Below are 22,018 nucleotides of genomic sequence, written 5' to 3'. Positions count from 1 at the left end.
TTCCTCAGAGGAAGAGATCAGCGTTAATGCTGATAGTTAATGAAAAACCTGTAGCGAGGGCAGCGCCTTGCCGTGACAGTCAAACAGCGCCTGGTTCTCGCGGGCGTTACCCTGTTTCCATTCGTCGTGGATATATTTCATGCCGGCGGGCGTAGCCCAGGTATTACCGGGCGCGGGGATCCACGCCGGTTCCCAGTAGACCACGCCCTTGCCGCGATGGTCCGGCACCGCCAGCACCGCTTTAATGAGGTCATGCAGATAGGCCGCCTGCCCCGCGACCGTGCCGGGATAGCCGCCTGCCTGCTGCTCTTTTGCCTGGAAACTGTTCTCGGCGTTGTCACAGTTTTCCAGCGTGTAACCATAGGCCGCTTCCACCACCATCACGTCTTTGTCATAGCGCCGGGAGATATCATCCATGTTGGCTTTCAGGGCGCTGATGGGGCCGTTCCAGTAGGTGTACATCGACAGGCCAATCACATCGAACGGCACATCACGCTTAACGATTTCATCGAACCACCAGCGGAAGGTATCGTTTTTAGTACCCTCAGCCAGATGCAGCATGATCTTCACCTGATGCGGATCGCTGAGGTTTTCGCGCAACCCGCTGATGCCCGCCTTGAGCAGGCCCGCCAGCCGATCAAATTCGCCGCCGTTCTGGCCCCAGCTCTTGCCTTCCGGCCAGAGCATGCCGCCATTAAGCTCGTTGCCAATCTGCACGATATCCGGCAGCACCCCTTCCGCTTTAAAACGGGCGATAGTGTCGCGGGTATAGTCATGCACCCGCGTTTCCAGCTGCGGAAAAGTCAGCGACTGCCAGGCTTTGGGCTTGAACTGCTTGCCGGGATCGGTCCAGAAATCGCTGTAATGGATATCCAGCAGCAGCTTCAGTCCCGCCGCTTTAACCCGCTTCGCCAGCGCCAGCGTAGTCGCCAGATCGTTGCCGCCACCGCCGTAGGTGTGACCGCTGCCGTCTGTGGGATCGACCCATAACCGCAGCCGGATAGTGTTGATGCCGCTGGCTTTCAGAATGGCGATAGCATCCTGCTGCTGATTATCCGCGTTGTAGAATTTCGCGCCCTGCTTCTCGAGCTCTGCCAGTGAGGAGATGTCCGCACCTTTGATAAAATCGGCGGGCCACGGCCCGGCAGAGGCGATGACAGGCTGATCGGCGGCGAGCAGCGGCGTCGCCCAGGCCAGCGCCAGGGCGAGAATCAATGTTTTGGGCGTCATGATTTATCCTTTAGTACTGCCTGAAGCCAGGCCGGAGACGAAGTATTTCTGCAGAGCCAGATAGAACACGGCTACCGGCACAGCGATCAGCACGGCTCCGGCCGCATAGGTGGTGTAACTGGCTCCCATTTTTTGCGACACCAGGTTGTAGAGGCCAATCGGCAGCGTGAACTGTTCCGGCGTGCGCAGAATGGTGCTGGAGAGAATGAAATCGCCCAGCGGCCCCGTGAATGAGAACAGCGCAACGACCGCCAGAATCGGCTTCGACAGCGGCATGATGATCTCAACAAAGATGCGGAAGTTGCCCGCGCCATCCATGCGCGCTGACTCATCCAGATCTTTGGGAATCGAATCGAGATAGCCCTTCATCAGATAGGTGTTCATCGGGATCATCCCGCCAACATAGATCAGCACCAGCGCCAGGTGGCTGTTGATTAATCCCAGCAGCTGCGACAGGACGAAGATCGCGATCAGCGCCGAAAACTGCGGGATCATCTGCAGCAGCAGAAACAGCATCAGTCCGTTCTGCCGTCCCCTAAACCGAAAGCGGGAAAAGGCATAGGCGGTACAGCTGACGCTGATGAGCGTCAGCACCATGGTCAGGAAACTGATTTTCATCGAATTCCAGTACCAGGTCAGGTAAGGCACCGTGCCGTTGAACAGGTCGCGATAATGCTGAAGCGACGCATTCTCGGGAATGATCGAACTGCTGAGCAGACTGTTGCCCGCATTCAGTGATGCCCCCACCGTCCAGACCAGCGGATAAATGATGATGGTCGAGACGGCCAGCACCACCAGCCAGGTCAGCGACAGGCGTATCCACCTTTCGCGTTTAATACTGCCGGACTTCGCCATAACTGCTCCCTTACGCCATCTCATCTTGTTTAAACGACCGGGTCGCGCGGAACTGCCACAGCGCCAGACCTACCACGAAAATCGACAGCAGAATGGTGATCGTGGCGGCGATAGCATATTGCGACGACGACATGGTGAGCTTGTAGATCCATGACACCAGGATATCGGTGCCTCCGGCATTCGATCCCGCCACCGCCGGACCGCCGTTGTTAAACAGATAAATGATATTGAAATTGTTAAAGTTGAAGGTGTATTGCGTGATAATGATCGGCGCAATGGCGTAGAGCACCAGCGGCAGCGTGATGGTTTTCAGCCGCGTCCAGGCGCTGGCGCCATCCATGATTGCCGCCTCATAGAGATCGTCCGGGATCGCCTGCAGCACCCCGGTCGTCATCGCAAAGACAAACGGGAAGCCGAGCCAGGTCTGCATCATAATCAGCGCAGTTTTGGTCCAGAACGGATCGGTCATCCAGGCTTTCGGTGCGATGCCAAAGAAGTCGAGAATAGCGTTGTTGATCACTCCAAAGCTGTCGTTGAACATCCCGGCAAACACCAGAATGGTGACAAAACCCGGCACCGCCCACGGCAGGATAAAGATGGTGCGGATCAGCGGTTTAAAGCGCAGGTCTTTCTGATTGACCAGAATCGCCAGCATCACGCCGACGGTGCACTGCAGCGTGGTCGCCAGCAGCGTCCAGACCACCGTCCATTGCAGCACATCGAAGAAGGTGGAGCGCCAGATCGACAGCGTGAAAATGTTGATAAAGTTTTTGAATCCTACCCAGTCCACCAGTTTCGCCGGCGGCGTGTGATAGAGGTTGTAGTTGGTGAAGGCGATGGCAAAACCAAACAGAATCGGAAACACCACCACGAAAACCAGCAGAATAAAGCCTGGCGAAATCATCAGGTAGGGGAAGCCGTCGCGCAGCAGCAGCTGATACTGCTGGCGCACGCTGTTAAGCGGTTGCCCCCTGTCGCGCTTAACGCCATTGACCCAGGCATCGCGCACCGACAATCCCCAGACCGCCACGCCGAAGGCGGCGATCAGCACGCTGATAATTCCCTCCGCCAGCAGGAAAATGGAATTATCGCGCGGCATCGATTCACCCAGCGTGTAGAGCCCCCAGAATCCTACACGCAGAAAATCGTGGAAGATGCCGGTAAAACTGCTGAGCAGAATCAGAAAGCACAGGCCTTTCGCCCACTGGCGGTGATAAAACTGGCCGAAGCCAGGCAGCAGTGCCAGCAACGCACCGGTCATCGCATGACGACGCGGACGCTTAGCGGTCACCAGATGTTCATCGGAAGATATAGCCACACTCTGATCCTTATCCTGTACGGTTATCCCGTGAACCGGCATTACTGGTTGCTGGCCTGCATCGCTTCAATCTGCATGGTGATCTGTTTCACCGCGTTATCCAGCGCCGCTTTTGGCTCCTGCTTGCCGGAAACGCTCAGCTCCAGCGCCGCATTGGCCGGGCCCCACACTTCCTGCATCTCTGGCACACCCGGCATGGCCGAGGCTCGCGCCGCCTGTACTGCCACTGCGTTGGCTTTCTCATCATCTTTGATAATCGGATCGTTCATCAGCGCAATAACCGGTGGGATCTCCTGGTTTTTCTGATAACGCGCTTTCACGTACTGCGGCTGGTTGATAAAGGTAAGGAACTTCTGTGCCAGCACCTGATTTTTGCTCCAGGTCGATACCACATAGCCTTTAACGCCCAGGAAGGAGCTCATCGGCTTGCCATTTGGCAGCAGCGGCAGGGGTGCCACGCCATAGTTGATCCCGGCCGCCTGATAAGGCTGGAACGCCCACGGCCCGTTGATCACCGCCGCCGCTTTCTTCTCGGTAAACAGCGAGTCGATAGCGTTAAGGCCGTTGTCGCCCATGATGCCGCCAGGCAGCAATCCTTCGCTGAAGAAGCGCTTAAGGTACGTCACCGCCTCCACGCTGCCTGGGGTGTTCAGCCCGATATCCTGAGTGTTAATCCCGCCTTTTGCGTCTTTACCAAAAATGTAAGATCCCATTGGTGCCATCACGCCCCAGCTGTAGTAAATCTGGTCGAACTTCGCCAGCAGGCCATACTGTTTTGCCTCGCGCTGCTTTTGCGAGAACGCGCGATACTCATCCAGGGTTTTCAGCGGCGCGGGCAGCAGATCTTTGTTGTAGATCAGCACCAGGGTTTCAACTGCCTTAGGCACCCCGTAGACCACGTTATTCTGTGTGAACGCGGCCATCGCCGAAGGCGTATAAGCGCTCTGCTCTGACGCATCGATTTTCAGCGGAGCCAGCAAGCCCTGCACCACCGCACTGCCGAGCTGGTCGTTGGGGATCACCAGCACATCCGGGCCGATACCTGCCGGACCATCCAGACGCAGCTTCTCAATCTGCTGCGCAAAGGGCATCTCCTGCACTTTCACTTCAACGCCGTACTGTTTCTGAAAATCGGCGATCGCCGTTTTGATGCCGTCCGATTTTTTAATGTCTTCCCAGACGGTGAGTTGCTGAGCGGCCCAGACGGATTGATTAAGCATCATGGCTGACAGAAGTAGCGTAACGCTGATTTTGATTTTCATTACCGGCCTCGTGTGAAGGTATGACATTTTAACTGTCATTTGCTGTTGTTCTTTTTTCAGACACATGCTGAACAGGGTTCATCAGTCATATAAAACGTGAATAACGTATCGCATTTTCGCCATACGCTACGCGGAATGCGTAACGTGCTCCAGCCCGTTCGCACCAATGTGTGATCGGTATTACAGAAATCAAAAACAGCGATAGGGTGTGCCCTGACGGAACGTTATAGTCAACGCAGGCACCATAAGGGCTGACGTGGAAACCGCCCCACTGTTATACGTCTTACATTTCAGCCATCAAATTCCTTGCCATGAGGTTCAGCATGTCCAGCATCAGATTGAGAAATGTCACCAAACGCTTTGGTAAAACAGAAACGCTGAAAAATATCGCACTTGATATTGAAGCTGGTGAGTTTGCAGTATTCGTCGGTCCATCAGGCTGCGGAAAATCCACGCTATTGCGGCTGATTGCCGGGCTGGAAGAGATCAGTGACGGTGAGATTCTGATTGCCGATGAGGTGATGAATGATGTGGCACCTTCGCACCGGGGCGTGGCGATGGTGTTCCAGAGTTATGCACTCTATCCCCATATGACGGTGGCGGAGAATATCGGCTACGGCCTGAAAGTGAATGGGCTGCCCAAGGCGCAGATTCAGCATCAGGTGGAGATGGTGGCGAAGACGCTGCAGCTGGCGCACCTGCTGGATCGCAAACCTAAACAGCTTTCCGGCGGACAGCGTCAGCGTGTCGCCATTGGTCGCGCCATCGTGCGTAATCCCCGGGTATTTATGTTTGATGAGCCATTGTCGAACCTGGATGCAGAGTTGCGCGTCGATATGCGTCTGCACATCGCTAAGCTTCATCAGGAGCTGAAAACCACCATGGTTTATGTGACGCACGATCAGACGGAAGCGATGACGCTGGCCGATAAGATTGTGGTGATGAACTACGGCAAGGTAGAGCAGGTCGGTTCGCCGATGGAACTCTATTACAATCCAATCAACCGATTTGTCGCGGGCTTTATCGGCTCCCCGAAGATGAACTTCCTGCCCGCGCGCGTGGAGCAGTGTGGCCCTGGCGGGCTGGTCGCCCTGATCAACGACGGCGAACACCGGCTGCAACTCCCCTCGCCCATCCGCCAGCTGCAGCCAGGAGATGAGATCACCCTGGGTATCCGGCCGGAACAGTTGCAGATCAACGGCGATGCGCCTCTGAATATCGACTTCCACTGCGAGGTCGTGGAACGGCTCGGCAACAATACTTATCTGTTTGGACAGAGCCACGGTCACGATGGCTTTAAGATGCTGCTGCCGGGCGATGTGCATTTCCGCCCTTATCAGACGCTGCGGCCCAGCTTCCATCCGCACAACTGCATGGTGTTTGATGCCGACGGCAAACGTATCAGCGCAGATATTGCGATGCCACAAGTGCGCGCGGCCTGAAGTGAGTGTCTGGAGGAATGTAACAAGAGGCCGGAAACGGCCTCACACTGCTGACAAACTTTAATAAGGCTGAATCTGACAGCAACGAATAACTTATTTGCGCAGGGTACACGGGCAGAATAGGAAAGCGTCCCGCGCCATGGACGGCGCGGGCCGAGCGGCCAGGGATTGGCTCAAGCGACTTTCCGATCTGACCGTGTTCCCTTCGCAGGCTCCGTCTTACCGCTAACCAAGCTTATCGGCTTATTTGCCCAGAATATTGTTAACCGCTTTCAGGTGGCCAGCCTTGTCTTTGTGATTTGAAACCACCTGAATAACGGTGAATTTCTTGTTGGCGACCGCCAGCAGAGTAGCCTGCTGCACATCGTTGCCACCCATCTTGTCAGTAGCTTCGATATGATAGACCGGCAGACCATTGGCATTTTCGGTTTTCTCACTAATCACTTTGTAAGAAGGTGAGGCCTGCTTCTGCTTATCTTTGATCGACTTCATGCCGTTAAGAAAATCAGCATCACTGGCGCCACGGGCAATCACCGGGATCTCTTCTTCGCCAATGATCAACACGCGTTTTTCCTGCTTGTTGACATACATAGTACCTGGTCCGCCGCCCGGAACAGGCTGCTTTTCATAGCCCTGCAGAGTGAAAGTCTGTTTGCCATCCAGCAGAGAGAGCGTCTGAGTCTGCGGATTTGCGGCTTGTGCTGTTTTCGCTTCGGCTGCCGATGCAATCATCGGAGCGCTGCCAAGAGCAGCAGTCAGGCAGAGGGTACCCATAATGTTTAATGATTGACGTAATTTCACCGTGAACTCCTTCGTGTAGTGAATATTTCCATTTCACCGACACCACATCGGGTGTCGGCGAGGCAGAGGCGTTATCGGCTCAGGTCGTAAATAGAGATCCCTGAGCCGAGCAGTAACAGAATAATCGGCCAGTAGAGAACGGGGATAAAAAAGAAGTTGTGGGTTTTTTCGGGGGCCATCATCGGCTCGCTCTTCGTCGCTGCAGCGATTGAGTCCAGCCATTTTTCCTGCCGCAGCGCCCAGACGAAGACCGCACAAAAAAGAGCGGCAACGATGAGCGCCGCCCCTGTCGCCCATAAATGGGCAACAAAAAAACCGTCGTAGTAATAAAAATCGAGCAGCCATTTACACAGCAGATAGGCGGCACAAATTAATAATGCGACAAAAAATCCGACTCCGCTCCATGCGATCATCTTTATATCCTTTAAATGGGTGAGGAACGAGGAATGATTTTCTGAAAATTAACATATTTTTATCATTGTGGCGATATTTTCTTTGGTGTTAATATTGGCTTTGTTCCAATCGGGCTGCCATGCCAGCTTCATAATAAAACACCTGAAGCTGCCAGGGTTATTTCCCAATGATTTGCTTATCCTGAATTACGTACTTAGCACGCTAATATTGCCCCCAGGGTGCGGCAGGGCTATTTGTTTCGTAACGATATTATATCGGCGCGAATGAATTGCGACGCTAGCATGACTGTTTTTAAAATTCGTCTCTGCGGCTCCGGCGGGCATTGAGCAGTAATTTAATTGCTGTCATCCGCCTGTAATAGGCTCGGGGTCGCCAGATTTTTGCACAGGGTAGTGAGGAAAACATGAAACAACCGATTGAAAATATTGAAAACATCAATACTGCTAAAGCGTACAGTGCGAAGTGGCAGGCCCGCTTTGATTTTTTTGACCGTTATGGTGCTCCCAGTACACCCGCTTTCAGACAGGCATTAAAACAACTTCCTTTCAGGCAAAAATTGAGAGTGAACATGAATTTAATTGCCTTCCTGTTCGGCCCGATTTATCTGTTTGTACTCGGCCTGTGGAAGAAAAACATCTCGCTGATTTTAATTATGGTGGCTGTTTATACTGTATTAATCATCGGCTTAGCGATTGCGGGCATAGAATTCCCACGGTATCTCCAGGTCGGTCTGGGTTATGGATTTAATGCCCTGTACGGCATGAGCACGAATTACAGTTACTACCTGAAAGAGAGAAAAGACGATAACGGCTGGAATCCCTTTAAAGGGATGCGCTGGTAATTTTTTCAGCGCAACTGGCAAAATAGTAAATCTGGTGTAGCGTCAGCAGACAGGCAGCTTTTTTAACTTCATGGTGGAGGCTGACCGAAATAAATAATGAATATTAACTCAAATTATTACTGTCGCGGCAGAACAACAGGGTGCCGTCAGGAGAATAATCTGCTGGCAACCTGACAAGCCCATGAAATATTTTTCTGCGCTTTTATGAACAGGTGCTGACTGGCTTAGAGCACTTTGCATTAATTATCATATCGCTGAAGCTCGCAAACATGTCCTGCAAAGTGTAGCCGGGTCAAGGGCATTCTTTTCAGAATTTCCTTAAAAAGCAGCTTCCCCTTTCACTGACATATAGGATGTTGTTATTTTGAAATCATTAACGGAATTGAAAAAGGGTTATCTCAAGGTATTTCTCTGGCTGCTGTTCACACTGTTTCTGGTCCCCGTGATCACCCTGGTTTTTGCTGAATATGGCAACTCGCAACTTGACCAGCAGTACACCCAGTTATTCATGAACGATGCGCAGGAGCAACAGCAGAATACCGGCAAACTGCAGGCATTTTTGCAGCAGAATCCACCGTCCAGCGTCTGTGGTCCGGTCGATGAAAATCTGCAGGATTACAAAAACGCCGTCTGCGCACCGCAATCTGAGCTGTGGCAGTTTTATATGATGGATAAAGTGGCCATCTGGACCTTGATCAGCAGCGGGGTCGTCCTGCTGATGGTATTGCTGTTCAGCGCGCTGGCCTTTAAAAGCCGCCGGGGACAGGTCATCAGTCTGGCGCTGGCCCGTAAATTCCTGATGCTGGCCTGTTCTCTGGAAGTCATAGTTCAGGGCGCCATGCTGGTCTGGCTGTCGTTCTGGGGTACTGCTTTCTTCACGCAAACCTACTATCCAAAGCTGGTGATGGCGGTCGGCCTGCTGGTGCTGGCCGGCATGTATTACATGATCAAAGGCATCTTCAAAAAACTTCCGCCGGAAGAGAGTATTGAAGGCGAAGTCGTGACCCGCGAAGCCGCTCCGGCACTCTGGTCACAGATTGATATGCTGGCCGCCAGAGTCGGCACCACACCACCCGATCATATCGTTGCGGGCATCGACACCAACTTCTACGTGACGGAAGCCCCACTGAGTGTAAACGGACACCCGCTCAGCGGTAGAAAGCTCTATGTCAGTATTCCACTGCTGCGTCAGCTCACCGTGGCGCAGGCGGATGGTGTGATGGTTCATGAGCTGACACACCTTCACGAAGGCGACACCGCCTCTGGCGCACTGCTGGGACCGAAGCTACATCGCTTTGACCTCTATATGCAGCTGATGGGTCAGAACCTGGCTACGCTGATAGTCTACTACCCGCTCTATCTCTATCGCATGCTGTTTGAGCTGGCGTGGCAGCGCAACAGCCGTGAACGTGAGTTTGTGGCGGACCGTAATGCCTCAACCCTGGTCTCCCCGGCCGCGATTATCGAATCGCTGATCAAAGTGTCGGCCTATGCAAGCTACCGCAGCGAAGTTGAACGTAACTTCTTTAATGACCGGACGCTGCACGAAAACGAACTGGGCATCAGCAAAGCTATCGCTGCCGGTCTGCCAGCGCATGTCGCCACTCCAGACTTTATCAGCATTGTCCGCGAACAGAATGTGCCTCATCCGTTTGATTCCCACCCTCCGCTGGCAGAAAGGATGCGCAACGTCGGCTACAACATCGACGAAGCCGACTATGCCATGGTCGCCGCCGATTTCCCGGACGAGAGCTGGGTCGATCTGATGCCGGTTGCCAATGAGATCGAACAGCAGCTGTGGCAGAAATATGAACACGACTTCTCCTCGGTGCATGAGGAGAGCCTGGCCTGGCGCTATCAGCCTGAAGGAGAGATGGAAACCGCGCTGGTACTGAAGCATTTCCCCAATGTGCCTTACACGCTGAAAGATGGCTCGCAGATTGTCATCACCTGGCAGGGCATCGTGTCGCCGAAAACCGGCGAACTGCTGGATTGGGATAACGTTAAAAACATCAACGTCATTCGTAATTTCGGCCGGGATAAGCTCTACGTGCAGCATGAGCAGCCGAACACTAAGGGCAAAAAGCGCAGTGAGATTCCCTTGCCGGGCCTGAAGAAGGAGATTGAAGCCTTCAAGAATATCCTCGGCCTGTACTGGCATCGTCATCAGACGGTCCGGGCATTACTGAAAGAAGAAGCAGAGGCGCAAAGCGCCTGACGCACAGCGCATCATCTATTCAGAATTTGTATTTCTGACTCAATAAATAAAGGAGCTATTGTGTTTAAAAGAGCAAGCAGGGCCCTATTACCCGGGATGCTGGTAACCGCCCTCGTACTGCCACTGGCCGCATGCGACAACAGTGATAAAGCGGATGCAAAACCGGCTCCGCAGAGCCAGCCGCAGGTCGTTGCAGAGGATACAACTGCGCAACTCACCACTAAACTGAACGCCTATGTGGGATGTTTTAACACCACCGATGGATCGGTCCGTGACAGTGCTCTGCGCTATGTAAGCTGGATTGCGAATGTTGAAAAGGGCCCCACCGGCAAGGAGCGCAGTGTCAACCTGCTGGGGGATGTCACGCCTTACGAACTGGATAAATGTACTGAAGCTATCAATGAGGCATCAAAAGCCAGCCCAAAAATGCCGGCGCTGGATGAGGCAGCCACACAGTATCTGGCGGATTTAACGGCACTTCAGCCGCTGGTTTCAGAGGCACACCTCTACTACAGTCAGGATGATTACAAGGATGATGGCTTCGCGAAAGGCAAGCAGATGCATCAGCCGCTCATGCAGGCCTTTGACCGCTTTATGAAATCCAGCGACCAGTTCGGTGCCGAAGTTGAGAAAGAGAACAATGTCCTCACCGCTGCGCAGCTCGTTGAAATTGAAAAGTCTGAGGGCCGCCATAGTCGCTACTATCGCCTGGCATTAGTCACTCAGGCTAAACAGCTGGCGACCGTGCTTACCGCGTCCGCGCCCGATGTGGCGGAGATGACAAAATCGATTGATGCTTACAGTGCGCTGCTGGCTGAGGCAGGAAAGGCAACGGCCAGCGAAGCGGGCAAGCCATTAACCTGGTCCATCTTCCAGGAGAATGCAGGAACCTTCCTGAAAGACTGCAAAGATCGCATGCGTCGGGTCCGCGATAAAACGCCTTACAGCACAGGTGAGCAGAGTCTGCTGAAAGGAAGCGGTAATACGGGCTGGATGGTATCGGGTTCACCGATGCGCGTTTTAAAGTCCTATAACGAACTGGTCGAGGCCAGTAACCGCCTGTAAGCTGGCTGCCCGCCCCCATGAGATTCCGGGGCGGGCTGGCACAGTCTGTTAGCCTGCTAATCCCAGTGGCAAAGCCCTTGCAGCCATTCTGCAACTCGACTGGGCGGGCGAACATCTGCCCGACAAAACCGAAGCCAGCCGTCTGCAGCCTTTGCGCAGCAGCTACTATTTCTCAAAGAGAGCCTGGATCAGGGTTACGTTCCCGCCAGTGTGCCACCGGGGCACGTGCTGATTGCTAACCTGCCGCCACTGGCAGACAACGACGTCAGCACCTATAAATTCGGCTGGGACGTGGGAGACAGTCTGGCGCGTCAGCGCAGCTGGGAGAAAATCGACCCGGTCCGGCGTGCGCATTTTCAGCCCGTCTCTGGCACACGCAACGTCATCGTCGGTGGTCAGAGACTTCGTGAGAATACCACTCGCGTCAATGACAGCATCCTGCAAACCCTGACTGATCTCTGAACTGGATCGACTGCCCTGTCTGATGCCCCTTGAGAACGCACATGGCACGCCCGGGCTGATGGCATACATCCGGCAGCATCCCTTTATCAACGAACGACACTGGCAGTCCGCCGTGGTCAGCGCGATCGATGTCGCGGCAACCCGCCCGTCGCGCCTGATTCTGAACCCGAAAGGCGTGAGCCATGTGCGGCTGAATCCTGATCTCGCCCTGCTGTCACTCACCACAACACCCTCGTCAGATTTACAGGTAGAGACGCATCAGGAAGGTCGTAACCTCTGTCTGCAATGTTCACTGGGTTTGCCGTTACTGCAGGGCCTGGATCGGCTCGGGGCGTTGTCACTGACGGGCGTAAGAGCGATCGATCTGGCACCTGTAGTGGAGCGTTTTCCCTGTCTGACTGAGTTGCGTCTCTGGGGGAACCCCGGCGTGGTCAGCCAAATGCAGAGTATTGCTGCACTGCCACTGTTGCAGATGCTGACCCTCTCCAACATTTTTGGCTTTAGCGCGGCCGACTTTCCCCGTCCCGGACAGTTGCCGAATCTCTCCAGCCTGTGGATGACCAGCGTCCCGTCTGATTTGGTGAGTTATGTCAGAATCGCTTATAAGCAGGCGACAACGCTGGGGCTGGACCTCTCGTTGAGTAAGGCCCGCAAGCCGGAGTGGCTGACTGAAAACCTGCATAATCCGTTCCGCGACTGGGATGGTCGCGAACATATTTCGGCCACGCATGCCCGAAAAGCGGCGCTGGCTTACAAAAACCTGCGGACTGCGACACAGAATATTACCAGCAACATGGATGTGGCAGCCCTGTTGACGGCCGCCGTAACAGCCTACACCGAAGCCTTTAATCTCATCGACCGGCGTTCGAAGGCGATCGAGACCGTGGAACGTGAAGAGATTTACAGTGTGTTGTTCAATGTCCTGAATCCGCTGGAACAGAAGCTGGGCGAACAAGGCGCTTCACTTGAGGATCAGTCGCGTCTTTACCAGCTGTTCGACCAGATACGCGAATTCTGAGGTATAGGTCTTCTACCGCCGGGTCACGAAGCCGCTTCCTTACCCGGCTCTTTGCGCATACCTTTAAGCAGTGCCTGCGTCACCTCAGAAGCCTTTCCTGAGGGCGAACAGACCAGCCCGAACTCACGGTGTATCGCAGGGGTTATCGGCACGACAGACAGGCCGCGCCGCTCTGCCGGCAGGGCTGATTCGGGTACCAGCGCAATACCCATGTTCTCACGTACCAGCATGCAGGCGCTGATCCAGTCGCGAACTTTTATGCGCACGTCAGAGAGCTGGAGCCCCGCCTGTTCGATCAGGCTTTTGCCATTCACCACGCACCCGCCTGTTGCCAGCACAAAGGGCTGATCTGCCAGTGCCTGCAATGTTATCCCGTTTGCGCCAGACTGCGGGTAGCTGACGGGCATCACCGCGACCCATGCGTCCCGGCCTAATATCACATCTGCACGTCCGGGCGCGGGATTCATCACCACCCCCAGTTCAACGGTGTCTGCTGCCAGCCATTCCTCAACTTCTTCATCTGTTCCTTCAAGCACCACAACCTCGATGCCCGGATAGAGACGCCTGACGTTCCGCAACAGGCCAGGCAGAAGTATGGAGGTCACAGAGGGAAAGCTGGCAAGCCGGATATGACCGCCCTGTAACCCCCGACTATCATCAGCAAGCTCACGGATCGCATTGAGCTGCTCCAGCATTGTTCGCGCATGTTCAATCACCTGTTCACCCAGCGCGGTGACACCAATGTGCCGACGCTCACGCGCAAACACCGGGAACCCGAGTGACGACTCCAGCTGGGCAATCGCCTGGCTGGCAGCAGACTGGGTCATACCTGTCGCTTCGGCGGCACGTGAGATGTTTCGGACGTCGGCCACGGCCACCATCAGGCGCCAGTGCACAAGATTCATCATCTTTATCAGTAGCTCAGCTAATAGTTTATTTATGAATCATTAATTTTACAGCAGCATTCAGGTTAAACATAGTATGTTCAGGAACAGCACTCACTCTTAACGGAGAACCGATGAAACTTTACTACGCCCCGGATACCTGCTCGCTTTCACCTCACATCGTCCTGCGCGAGCTGGCACTGGAGTTTGAACTGCTCAGAGTCAATAACAGGAGCAAACTCACCGCTGACGGTCGCGATTTTCGCCTCATTAATCCTAAAGGCTATGTCGCTGCGCTGGAGCTGGATGATGGTCAGATACTGACTGAAGGGCCGGCGATTGTGCAGTATCTTGCTGATCTGATGCCACATAGCGGGCTGGCACCACCAGCAGGAAGCTGGGAGCGGGTTCGGCTGCAGGAGTGGCTTAATTTCATCAGCAGCGAAATCCACGCCGGGTCCGCGATCTTGTTCAATACGATACTTCCGGACGCTGTTCTGGCAATTTTTCGTGAGAAGCTCTTTAAACGATTCGACTATCTGCAGGAGGTGCTGACGGATAAAACGTATCTGATGGGGGCGTCATTCAGCGTTGCTGATGCGTACCTTTTTACCGTACTCGGCTGGTGTAAGTACTTCAATATTGAACTGGATCGCTGGTCTGCGCTGGTGGCTTACAGGGCAGCGATTAATACGCGCCCTGCTGTTCAGGCGGCATTACTGGCGGAGACGTTACAGTAAATCCGGCATCGTTTTCGCCATAACGGGATACATAGCAGGTCTGATCTGCTCAGATGCTTACATCTTGCCTGCAGGGCGCCTGATGGACAAAGCGGACACTGACATCCGGCTTTACCGGTTAACGGTGCAGACCTTAATCAAACGGAACCCTCTTTTTCAATGACCAGCACGCGGGAGACACCTTGCGGACGCGCAATATGTTCTGTCCCTTCGCTGGCATAGAAAATATCACCTGGTTTGAGTTCCCTGCTTTTGATTTGACCGTTTTCTTTGTATTGCATCTCAACACACCCATCCATGACAGCAAAAACCTCCTGTCCGTCATTGATGTGCCATTTATAGGGCTGATCGGTCCAGTGAAGTTTCACGCTGATATTGTCGAAGCGGGCAATGTGTTGAGCATCCCAGGCTTTTGCGCCGGTAAATGCTTTACTGCGATAAAAGTTCATCTTTTCTCTCTCACAAACGTGATTTAACGTCATGAATAGCAGAGAGCGTTGATGGGTTCTACACGCTTGCCGTATTTTGTCCTGATTTGTCCCTGGGTTGTCCGTTTGATGGCAAAGCTGGGAGGTGGGATCAGAGAACGAGGGGCCGGAAAATGGGATGCTCTTAGAATCAGGGCGTTTCGAAGTCCGAATCCTGTTTTTTATCAGATGACTGCCTGATGATCTCTGTGTATGGCTAACGCTCTCTTACGGAAGATCCCAGACCTGGGACGGAGCCGACGTCCGCTTCGTGCCAGAAGCGAACGTTCAGGTTTGTTTCTCTGAAGAACTGCAGCCATGGCTTTTAGCAAACTATGTCATACATGGCTCATCATCAGAAGGCGTACACCAAAGCCGATCAACAGCAGGCTGAATGCAAACTGCTGTGTCCGCTGGAAACGACGGTTTTTTTCTAAAAAGCGCCCATATAAAACGCCTCCCAGGGCATAAGCAGTATCAAATACAAATCCGATGATAAGCAGAGCTGCTCCAAGTAAAAAAAACTGAAAAGGGACATTCCCTTTATCGGGAAAAATGAACTGCGGCAACAAAATAGAAGTAAAAAGCAGTGCCTTAGGATTAAGCAGATTAGTCAGCAGTCCCTTAACAAAATAGTGGATTCCCCTGTGGATACGGATTGACTTATGCGCATCAGGAGTATGAAAAAAGCCTGCCGGACGCAGCATTTTCACACCCAGCCAGAACAGATAAGCCGCACCGGCATATTTTACGATTTCAAAAGAGACGGGAACAACCCTGAACAAAGTTCCCAGGCCCAGCGCCGTCAAAATAACGTGGCAGAGCTTGGCCGTGCCCAGTCCGAGTACCGTCAAAAAGCCCGCCCTTTTCCCTGCCGTTGAGCTGGTCTGCAGAAGCAGGATCATATCGGGTCCTGGTAAAGAAAAGATAAGCACCAGCGACAGTGCGAATAAATAATAATCAGACATAGAAAACCTGTAATGGGTTGAAGTTGGGAAAATTCTATCGTTAAAACCCAGGGCACGTCCTTGCCATAATGAACAGATAAATGTTACATATTGGCATTATATTGCGGGAAAAAATAATAAGTGATTTGAATATGCCAAATTTCAAACTCGATTCATTTGACAGAAAAATACTCTCTGCGCTGCAAACTGAAGGCAGGCTTTCTAATATTGAACTTGCAGAAAAGATTGGTCTGTCTGCATCGCCCTGCCTGCGCAGAGTAAGGAATCTTGAAAAACAGGGCATCATCAGGGGTTATACCGCTAATGTTGACAGAGAGCAGGTAGGGCTGGGGGTGACAGTTATGGTTGGGCTTAAAGTCGAAAAGCACGATCATGAACAGGCAATCCAGCTCAGGCAGGCGCTTGCACGACTGCCAGAAGTGATCTCAGCTTATCTGGTTTCCGGAGAGTCAGACTTTCTGTTACACGTGGTGGTGCCTGATTTAAAAGCGTATGAAGTTTTTCATACAACGGTGTTGCTGCAGCTTCCCGGCGTACGCGATATCAGAAGTACTTTTGCTATACAGGTGGTAAAAGAACCTGCTCCACTGCCGCTTGACCATATCGCCTGAGATGTCAGGTCAGACAGCCATTATTCCGGTTAGCATTTTTTTCAGGCTCCTGATACCGGCCAGAAGTTACATCAGACCGGAACAGCAGCTGAGCAGCGCACCAGCAAGAACATCAGGACGGTGAAAGCGCAGCGCGGTCATTCGTTGCCTGAGTTTGAAGGGATCCTGGTTGAAAGTCGCTTTCTGAAACTCCCGGGTGACATCCCCATTATGGTGCTGAAGGCGCGCCTGAAAGCCGTTTCATCGCCGTACCCGCATGCACTGGCGATCTGGGAAAGGGTTTTCCCGGGGCTTTCCATAAGTACGGATGCCGTTTCGATGCGAACCCGCGTAATGAAGTCTTTCGGGCTTTCCTGGACGAGCGTTTTCATTTTGCGGTTAAGCGTCCGGGTCGTCATATTCAGGGCTGCAGCAAGCTGCTCTACAGTCATTGCAGGGTTCTGATAACGAAGCAAATTCTCTGCTTTAGTCAGCAAAGGATGCCTTGAGTTGAGAAATCCGGCGGGCGCATAAATTTGCTGTGACAGAGGCTGGCTGTCAGCAACGGCCATGTCAGCGGTCAGCTTTGCCAGTTCACTACCTGCGTGACTGCGAACCACGTGTATAGCCAGATCAACCCATGAAAGTGGTCCGCCTGCGGTGATCACATTGTCCTGTTCGGCCAGAGCTTTTCCCCATACAGGTTTTGCCATTGGATAGCGTTCTGCAAAAGTTGGATATAACCACCACGTTGTGGTGCATACCCGCCCGTTGAGTAAGCCTGCCTCACCCAGCACAAAGCCCCCTGCACAGGCTGCGGCAACACAGCTTCCCTCTGAATACTTTCGCCTTATCCAGCCGGCCGCACTCGCTACGGCAGCTCTGTCAGACGGGAACCTTTGCTCATCCAGCTGCATACCGCTGGCAATGATCAGCCCGAAGCTGTCCGGTTCATTAAACGAGCCATCACTTTCGATAATTCGTCCCTGAACATCCCTGACCGGCTTCCCGTCAGCGGTAATCGTCCTGACGTCAAAAAAAGGTGTATTCCTGGATAGCTCTGGGTTGACCGAAGGGTTTTGCACGATCACCTGATTCGCCAGCCAGAACATATCAGCCAGCCCCGCAAGCGCCGAACGCATGCTGCCCGGAAGTGCAAGTAACGCAACACGCATATTTACCTCCAGTAATGGAAAATGTCCGATTTTGCATCTTACCTGTCATTTATGACACTACATACCCTCTTTTAGAGTGATTACACTGGCTGAAATTAAAACCCCGGGGAAAACACAGTTATGTGGATGAAAAATGTGATGTCCGGCGCGCTGCGAAAAGGCGCTTTTATTTTGTGTCTGTTGTTAACGCACAACCCGATGCTTATGGCACAGGATGGAGGTGTAAAGAATATCGTGCTGGTTCACGGTGCCTTTACTGATGGCTCTTGCTGGTCTGACGTCATCTCCCTGTTGCAGGACCGCGGCTACCACGTAACGGCTGTTCAGAATCCCCTGACTTCATTGCGGGATGATGTGGCTGCAACTGAGCGCGTACTGGAGCGCCAGAATGGTGACGTTCTGCTCGTTGGTCATTCATGGGCAGGTGCCGTGATAACGCAGGCCGGCAATGCCAGCAACGTCAAGGGACTGGTCTATTTATCCGCCCTTGTTCCTGACAGCAATCAATCCGTATCTGATGCACTGGCGCAATTTCATGCCCCCATGAAAGGTATGGAAGCCGATAAAAACGGCCTTATCTGGCTTGATGAGCCCGGGCTGTTTCATCAGGTAATGGCTAATGAGATAAGCATCAAAAAGAGCCAGCTGCTCGCTGCTGTGCAGCAGCCTGTCGCCGCTGCCGCCTTTCAGGAAAAAGTGAAGGAAGCCGCCTGGCGAAAGAAACCCTCCTGGTATCTACTCACAGAAAATGACAACGCGCTGAATCCGTCAGTACAGGCCGGTTTTGCTCATGAGGCCGGCGCTAGCATCTCGCGGATTCGCTCAGATCATCTGTCCATGATTTCTCATCCCGAAGACGTGACCGCACTGATTATAAAGGCGGCGCAGAGTATTCACTGACCCCTCATCCCAGGAAAATATGCAATGAAAATTCTCCATCTTGATTCCAGTATCAACAATGAATTTTCTGTAACCCGACAGCTGACGGCCGAAATAGTGAAACAGCTGATGGCTGCCGGTCAGGAGCATCAGCTCACTTACCGGGATCTTGTAAAAGACGAAATCAGTCATCTTACCAGTGAGATTGCTGCAGGATTCAGGCCTGTTGCCGGTCTGCCGGTAGCTGGAGCCCGGCTTGAATCTGAACGAAAGTTATCAGACTCTCTGGTCTCGGAGTTCCTTGAAAGCGAGGTGATAGTTATTGGCGCGCCAATGTACAACTTTTCTGTTTCCAGCCAGCTGAAGGCCTGGATGGACCGGATTGCCCAGCCAGGCAAAACCTTCAGCTATACCCCAACGGGACCTGTCGGTCTGGCTGGCGGAAAAAAAGTCATCATTGCCTCTGCCCGGGGTGGTTTTTACACCGGTACGTCACTGGAAGAAATGGACTTCCAGGAAAAATTCCTGTGTAAGTTTCTGGGCTTTCTGGGCATCTCGTGCGTTGAATTTGTTCGTGCTGAAGGTACATCTAAAGGCGATGAAGTAAAGCTCATAGAAATTTCCCGTTCGTTGTCCCTGATACCCCAGGCCATTAATGCTGTTTCTGCCGTTAAGGAATAAATCATGCTGCACGCCGTAACGCTTACGTACCTGACACAACCCGATGCGATTTCTGCTGAACTTGACGCACATAAGCAATGGCTGGTCAGGGGATTTAATGAAGGGAAAATCCTTTTTGCCGGCCCGTTCAGCAATGGTGCTGGCGGCTATATACTTTTTCAGGGGGATAACGTCAGAGATATTCATAACTTTCTACAGGAAGATCCCTTTATCATGCATAGCATTGCAGATGCAAAAGTAATGAGCATTGAGCCGGCGTTATGCGCCCATGGGTTCCCTGAGAAATGGGCGGAGAAAGCCCGTTTTATCTGATCCTGGCTAACAGTAAAGTGTCCTGAAACCTGTGAAATAAGTCTGTCCCAGGTATCATCAGGGCGCTTTTACATTAAATTGCTATGTCTGCTTTTCGCTCATAGCAGACACCGACCTGCTGTCAGTCCGCTTTGTGTCAGAAAAGGACTGCATCAAAATTTGACTCAGTTTATTTTTGAACTTGTTATTACGCACCCCATGTGATTTTATATGCAATCAAAATGAATAAAAAATCACATGGGGTGCTTTTATGTCTACCGATTCACCCGTTAAAGCTCAGTTTGAAGCCTATAATGCACACAATATTGAAGCATTCATGTCTTGCTTTTCAGAGGATTTCAAAGGCTACCGGATGCCAGGTGAGCGTCCTTCAACAGTTGGTAAAGAATCATTACGTGAGTTTTACATAAATAATCGCTTTAACAATCCGTTACTTAGAGCAGAACTTATTTCCAGAATCGTAATGGGTAATAAAGTTTTCGATCACGAATTAATATATGGTTTATCTGAACAGCCTCTGGAGAGCGTTGCTGTTTTTGAAATCAAAAATGACCTCATTTCTACAGCATGGTTCTATTTCCCCTGATTGTGCGTTTAATCGCTGGTTGACAGCTAACGTATCCCAGTTTTCACATTGAGTGAGAAACGCTGTCAAAGATCCGCGGTTTGCTCAGAGCGAACATTGGGCTGAGTGAGTGACAGTCAGTTTATACCAGAAGACGTTACTTACCCCTTCATGATGGCTAGCCGGGATCATCATTTGAATAAAGAGTACGTTCAAACACGTTTTGGGCGTGTGGCAAAGAAGACCACCGCGGCGCCGATAGCGACGATGAGCGTATCTTCAATGAGTCCGCTTCTGGTCTGACTCATTTCACCCATAGCCTTTTTGCGTGCCGCAAGCGTGGCATAGGCAAGTGGCACAGCGGTAGAAATAGCGATCGCTGCCCCGGTTTTTTCTTCTCCAACGGGTGCCAGCGCGGCGCCTGCAATCCCTGCACTGGCCACGCGTGCTGACAAGCCCAAAAACACAGTGCGGTCTGGCGCGGACTTCATCTTGTCACCAAAAAGTTCACCTGCACCCATCACTAACGCACCATATTTGAACAGGGGACGATCCAGCAGCAGAAGCCTGCCTGATGTGTCGCGTCCGGCAATGCGTGCTGCAGCGAGAGCCGCCATTGGTGTCATAGAACGGCAACTGGCGACAAGGCCAATTAAGGCTGAATAAACAAATTCCGTTATTTTCATCGGGCGTCTTCCGGATAAAAGAATTTCTACAGCCGCACCGCGTCTGACTCATTCTGAAAAATGAAAATGCTGACGACGGCGCGGCATCCTGAGCAAATGACCGCTGTAATAGTCAGTATAGATGAACCGCTTGAGACAGCAGAAATGGTGGAAACAGAAAGCGTAAGGATGAGGACCGCACTGAATTGCCATCACAAATCTTAGCGATGAACATCCTGGTGTATGGCCGTCGAGACAAGCGGCTACGTGCTTACACCATTAACTGGCATTATTTTGTGCCAGGCAGAAGTGATGCCCAATGTCCGCTCTTCGCTCTTAGCGGACGTCAACAAGGCTATATCCGCTCAGTACCCGAAGCGGATGTTCCTCATATTAATGTGTACCAACCGGTGAATCTATCCGGCAGAAATGTTTATTAAAGCTATAATCGTTTACTGTTAGTACAAAAAATAACCAGTAGTGGTAGAATAAGTCTCATTCATTTTTAAGGCTAAACCTGATGTCCTTCTTCAATCGAATTATGGACCAAATTGTCGAAATAACTTCTGCATCTATCTGTCCGATATGTGAAAAAGAGTCACAACAGTCGATAAAAAAAATAGGTAAAAAACGAAATTTGCTCTGCCCACACTGCAAGTCGATATTTGTAAAGCCTGACTGATTAGATTCATAACAGGCATACAAAATTAAGTGAATAGCTGACACTCACGAACTCTGTAAATAAGCAGCCTGGCGCTTGTTGCGGCTACAGGGTCAGAAAGTTGGGTCAGAAGCCCCTTCAGAGAGAACCTGATTTCTTTTAAGGCTGGCGACTGGAGCGCCAACCCGGAGGCGATTGTGACGTTTTCACTGCATGTCAGGCATCAGCATCTGATTATCCACACCACATTTTAAAAAAAACGTTATTATTTTTTATTTCGTCTGACCTGTTACGCCGCTTAATTTTAAAACTGATCGCTTTAACTCTCGCCAGTGAACGGAATAAATTCATCATGCTAAAGCATCTCGTTTGATCCTCTTCGTGCAGGGATGCTGATGTTTACTATGCAAATATTCTTTATGCTGCCATATTTATCATAGTTAATGATGATTTTCATCCATGCGCTAATTTGCCAGTGTATATCCGACTTGCGCGAGCCTGACAC

The 22,018-nt window shown here is 52.0% G+C and carries 23 protein-coding genes; 12 read left to right on the top strand and 11 right to left on the bottom strand.

Translation table 11 applies throughout. From position 1 onward, the window contains the following. Positions 1 to 36 precede the first annotated feature (36 nt). From FA92_RS20485 to FA92_RS20470, 4 genes are read right to left on the bottom strand one after another with little or no spacing between them, the layout of a single operon-like run. On the bottom strand, positions 37 to 1,230 hold the full coding sequence (locus FA92_RS20485) for a glycosyl hydrolase 53 family protein (protein WP_033784960.1): 1,194 nt from the start codon (positions 1,228 to 1,230) through the stop codon (positions 37 to 39). Between the two features lie 3 nt (positions 1,231 to 1,233). After that, positions 1,234 to 2,085 carry a sugar ABC transporter permease gene (locus FA92_RS20480; RefSeq protein ID WP_033784959.1) on the bottom strand — a complete coding sequence of 284 codons (852 nt, stop codon included), beginning with the start codon at positions 2,083 to 2,085 and terminating at the stop codon, positions 1,234 to 1,236. Positions 2,086 to 2,095: 10 nt separating this feature from the next. Further along, positions 2,096 to 3,403, bottom strand: a complete 1,308-nt coding sequence (locus FA92_RS20475; protein ID WP_033785167.1) for a sugar ABC transporter permease — start codon at positions 3,401 to 3,403, stop codon at positions 2,096 to 2,098. Positions 3,404 to 3,444: 41 nt separating this feature from the next. Then, positions 3,445 to 4,665, bottom strand: a complete 1,221-nt coding sequence (locus FA92_RS20470; RefSeq protein ID WP_033784958.1) for an extracellular solute-binding protein — start codon at positions 4,663 to 4,665, stop codon at positions 3,445 to 3,447. 323 nt (positions 4,666 to 4,988) lie between these two features. On the opposite strand from FA92_RS20470, the gene FA92_RS20465 reads away from it, so the two are divergent. Next, complete coding sequence (locus tag FA92_RS20465) at positions 4,989 to 6,107, top strand: ABC transporter ATP-binding protein (protein ID WP_033784957.1); 1,119 nt, start codon at positions 4,989 to 4,991, stop codon at positions 6,105 to 6,107. 243 nt (positions 6,108 to 6,350) lie between these two features. Here FA92_RS20465 and FA92_RS20460 read toward each other — a convergent pair whose 3' ends face one another. Further along, entirely contained in the window at positions 6,351 to 6,908 is a 558-nt protein-coding gene (locus FA92_RS20460; RefSeq protein ID WP_033784956.1) for a hypothetical protein, read from the bottom strand. 71 nt (positions 6,909 to 6,979) lie between these two features. Then, positions 6,980 to 7,321 carry a hypothetical protein gene (locus FA92_RS20455; protein ID WP_033784955.1) on the bottom strand — a complete coding sequence of 114 codons (342 nt, stop codon included), beginning with the start codon at positions 7,319 to 7,321 and terminating at the stop codon, positions 6,980 to 6,982. Positions 7,322 to 7,725: 404 nt separating this feature from the next. On the opposite strand from FA92_RS20455, the gene FA92_RS20450 reads away from it, so the two are divergent. From FA92_RS20450 to FA92_RS20435, 5 genes are all read left to right on the top strand, one after another. Next, positions 7,726 to 8,163: a DUF2628 domain-containing protein gene (locus FA92_RS20450; protein WP_051926572.1), complete on the top strand. Its 438-nt coding sequence runs from the start codon at positions 7,726 to 7,728 to the stop codon at positions 8,161 to 8,163. A 361-nt stretch (positions 8,164 to 8,524) separates the two neighbouring features. Beyond that, positions 8,525 to 10,381, top strand: a complete 1,857-nt coding sequence (locus FA92_RS20445) for a M48 family metallopeptidase (RefSeq protein ID WP_343251858.1) — start codon at positions 8,525 to 8,527, stop codon at positions 10,379 to 10,381. A 96-nt stretch (positions 10,382 to 10,477) separates the two neighbouring features. Then, positions 10,478 to 11,446 (top strand): YiiG family protein, encoded by a 969-nt coding sequence (locus FA92_RS20440; protein ID WP_033784953.1) that lies wholly within the window; start codon positions 10,478 to 10,480, stop codon positions 11,444 to 11,446. 225 nt (positions 11,447 to 11,671) lie between these two features. Continuing rightward, on the top strand, positions 11,672 to 11,908 hold the full coding sequence (locus FA92_RS23710; protein ID WP_239780558.1) for a hypothetical protein: 237 nt from the start codon (positions 11,672 to 11,674) through the stop codon (positions 11,906 to 11,908). A 58-nt stretch (positions 11,909 to 11,966) separates the two neighbouring features. Next, the gene (locus FA92_RS20435; RefSeq protein ID WP_239780557.1) at positions 11,967 to 12,926 is read left to right on the top strand and encodes a hypothetical protein; all 960 of its coding nucleotides are present in this window, start codon (positions 11,967 to 11,969) and stop codon (positions 12,924 to 12,926) included. A 23-nt stretch (positions 12,927 to 12,949) separates the two neighbouring features. Here FA92_RS20435 and FA92_RS20430 read toward each other — a convergent pair whose 3' ends face one another. After that, positions 12,950 to 13,834, bottom strand: a complete 885-nt coding sequence (locus FA92_RS20430) for a LysR family transcriptional regulator (RefSeq protein WP_197061523.1) — start codon at positions 13,832 to 13,834, stop codon at positions 12,950 to 12,952. Positions 13,835 to 13,944: 110 nt separating this feature from the next. On the opposite strand from FA92_RS20430, the gene gstA reads away from it, so the two are divergent. Beyond that, the gene (gene gstA, locus FA92_RS20425) at positions 13,945 to 14,550 is read left to right on the top strand and encodes a glutathione transferase GstA (RefSeq protein WP_033784951.1); all 606 of its coding nucleotides are present in this window, start codon (positions 13,945 to 13,947) and stop codon (positions 14,548 to 14,550) included. A gap of 137 nt (positions 14,551 to 14,687) precedes the next feature. On the opposite strand, the gene FA92_RS20420 is transcribed toward gstA, so the two are convergent. Together FA92_RS20420 and FA92_RS20415 are read right to left on the bottom strand one after the other, a co-directional pair. Beyond that, positions 14,688 to 14,999 (bottom strand): cupin, encoded by a 312-nt coding sequence (locus FA92_RS20420; protein WP_033784950.1) that lies wholly within the window; start codon positions 14,997 to 14,999, stop codon positions 14,688 to 14,690. 356 nt (positions 15,000 to 15,355) lie between these two features. Further along, positions 15,356 to 15,985: a LysE family translocator gene (locus tag FA92_RS20415; RefSeq protein ID WP_033784949.1), complete on the bottom strand. Its 630-nt coding sequence runs from the start codon at positions 15,983 to 15,985 to the stop codon at positions 15,356 to 15,358. A gap of 80 nt (positions 15,986 to 16,065) precedes the next feature. Here FA92_RS20415 and FA92_RS20410 point away from each other — a divergent pair, with 80 nt between their 5' ends. After that, the gene (locus FA92_RS20410) at positions 16,066 to 16,596 is read left to right on the top strand and encodes an Lrp/AsnC family transcriptional regulator (protein ID WP_239780556.1); all 531 of its coding nucleotides are present in this window, start codon (positions 16,066 to 16,068) and stop codon (positions 16,594 to 16,596) included. Positions 16,597 to 16,733: 137 nt separating this feature from the next. Here FA92_RS20410 and FA92_RS20405 read toward each other — a convergent pair whose 3' ends face one another. After that, positions 16,734 to 17,750 (bottom strand): helix-turn-helix domain-containing protein, encoded by a 1,017-nt coding sequence (locus FA92_RS20405; protein WP_013196068.1) that lies wholly within the window; start codon positions 17,748 to 17,750, stop codon positions 16,734 to 16,736. A 120-nt stretch (positions 17,751 to 17,870) separates the two neighbouring features. On the opposite strand from FA92_RS20405, the gene FA92_RS20400 reads away from it, so the two are divergent. The 4 genes from FA92_RS20400 (at position 17,871) to FA92_RS20385 (ending at position 20,208) form a co-directional block, all read left to right on the top strand. Next, positions 17,871 to 18,650 (top strand): alpha/beta hydrolase, encoded by a 780-nt coding sequence (locus tag FA92_RS20400; RefSeq protein ID WP_033784948.1) that lies wholly within the window; start codon positions 17,871 to 17,873, stop codon positions 18,648 to 18,650. Positions 18,651 to 18,674: 24 nt separating this feature from the next. After that, the gene (locus FA92_RS20395; RefSeq protein WP_013196066.1) at positions 18,675 to 19,310 is read left to right on the top strand and encodes an NAD(P)H-dependent oxidoreductase; all 636 of its coding nucleotides are present in this window, start codon (positions 18,675 to 18,677) and stop codon (positions 19,308 to 19,310) included. 3 nt (positions 19,311 to 19,313) lie between these two features. After that, complete coding sequence (locus FA92_RS20390) at positions 19,314 to 19,622, top strand: hypothetical protein (RefSeq protein WP_013196065.1); 309 nt, start codon at positions 19,314 to 19,316, stop codon at positions 19,620 to 19,622. 250 nt (positions 19,623 to 19,872) lie between these two features. Beyond that, a complete protein-coding gene (locus tag FA92_RS20385; RefSeq protein ID WP_033784947.1) occupies positions 19,873 to 20,208 on the top strand; it encodes a nuclear transport factor 2 family protein in 336 nt (111 codons plus the stop codon). 191 nt (positions 20,209 to 20,399) lie between these two features. On the opposite strand, the gene FA92_RS20380 is transcribed toward FA92_RS20385, so the two are convergent. Next, positions 20,400 to 20,873 (bottom strand): hypothetical protein, encoded by a 474-nt coding sequence (locus FA92_RS20380; RefSeq protein ID WP_013196064.1) that lies wholly within the window; start codon positions 20,871 to 20,873, stop codon positions 20,400 to 20,402. Between the last annotated feature and the right edge of the window lie 1,145 nt (positions 20,874 to 22,018).

This window comes from Pantoea sp. 9140 (genome assembly GCF_000745295.1).
Taxonomy (GTDB): Bacteria; Pseudomonadota; Gammaproteobacteria; order Enterobacterales; family Enterobacteriaceae; genus Pantoea; species Pantoea vagans.
This window is presented reverse-complemented; position numbering and strand designations above follow the sequence as displayed.